The 1,333-nt window shown below is 74.5% G+C and carries 2 protein-coding genes; one reads left to right on the top strand and one right to left on the bottom strand.

The genetic code is table 11. From position 1 onward, the window contains the following. On the bottom strand, positions 1–752 hold a 752-nt coding region (locus JCO01S_RS15230), incomplete at its 3' end, for an alpha/beta fold hydrolase (protein ID WP_245634470.1). Positions 753–965: 213 nt separating this feature from the next. Here JCO01S_RS15230 and JCO01S_RS15225 point away from each other — a divergent pair. Continuing rightward, positions 966–1,298 carry a hypothetical protein gene (locus tag JCO01S_RS15225; protein ID WP_068257687.1) on the top strand — a complete coding sequence of 111 codons (333 nt, stop codon included), beginning with the start codon at positions 966–968 and terminating at the stop codon, positions 1,296–1,298. The last annotated feature ends 35 nt before the right edge of the window (positions 1,299–1,333 follow it).

The raw sequence follows: 1,333 nt of genomic DNA, 5'->3' as shown, positions 1-1,333 counted from the left end.
TCCGAGGCAGCGGCTGCCGCCGGAGCGATCGAGCGCATCCACCCGGGGAGGCGCTCGAGGACGGCGACGTGCCCGGACCCGGGCAGCACATGGATCTCGGCGGTGGGCAGCAGCGCGCTGAGCCGGTCCGCGTGGTGGGCGGGGACGATCCGGTCCGCCTCACCCTGGAAGAGGGACACCCTGCCGGTGATCCGGCCGAGGCCGACACCCCAAGGTGCGACGAACGCGAGGTCGTCGTCGATCTCCCCGGCATCGCCGTCCGCGCCGCCCGCTGCCTGCGCGTCCTCGCCGATGCCCGACCAGTCGCCCTCCAGGGCGGCGTAGTCGGCCCCGGTGAAGCTGCTGGGGTCGAACTCGGCGGTGCGCTGGTGCGCCTCGCGGGTCTCCCTCCCTTCGGCAGCCGGCCGCAGGCCGCCACCATCGCCGGCCATGCCCGCGAACCACGCCGAGGACCCGCCGTACGGCGCCGGGGAGGCGAAGGTCGCGACGTCACCGACGCGATCGGACAGCAGTGCGGCCAGGGCGAGGGCGTGCGGTCCGCCGCCGGAGTAGCCGGCCGTGGCGACCTGGTCCACGCCGAGCCTGTCGAGCACCTCGACGACGTCGGCGACGGTGCGCCCGGCGCGCCGGGGTGAACCGCCGAAGCCGGGGCGGGTCACCGACAGGAGGCGCAGCCCGAGGTCGGTCGCCAGGTCCGCGATCCGTGAGGGGTGGCGGCCGGTGTGCGGGGTGCCGTAGTGCACGACGAGCACCGGGACTGCAGGGTCGTCGCTGCCACCGAGGTGCACCGCGGCGATGCGGTCTCCGCCGAGCTTGACAGGGTGCGGTGCCGTCCATCTCTCCTCTCGGTCGGCTCCCTCCGCACGTCACGGGTGTGACGTGGGTCTCCTCCGACCCTGTCCTAATGTGTGTCACTTGCAGACATTCGGGCGCGACCCGTCCGACCAGGCCCAGGAGGACCACCGATGTCGTTCGCCCACCGTGCCACCACCACCGCCGCCCTGGCCGCCCTGGCGCTGGGGTTGAGCGCCTGCGGATCGGACGACGCGCAGCCCGAGGAGACCACGACGACCACCACGACGTCGAGTGCCGAGCCCACCGAGGAGTCCTCCGGGGAGAAGACGACGTCCTCGGGCGACGACGCCGAGTCGACGCAGGGGGACGGTGGCGGTCTCGACGTGACCGTGGCCGGCGACCAGGGCGTCCTCGCCCTCCAGCGCTCCGGTCCCGCGCCCGACGGTGCGGCCGGCCCCCAGGGGGCAAGCTCATCACGGGCCCGGGGGGCTGCTTCGCCCTGACCGACGACGGCCCGCCGCAGCTGCTCGTCTTCCCC

Source organism: Janibacter corallicola NBRC 107790 (assembly GCF_001570965.1).
GTDB lineage: Bacteria > Actinomycetota > Actinomycetes > Actinomycetales > Dermatophilaceae > Janibacter > Janibacter corallicola.
The sequence above is the reverse complement of the archived record's forward strand: the minus strand, read 5'-3'. Positions and strand labels throughout refer to the sequence as shown.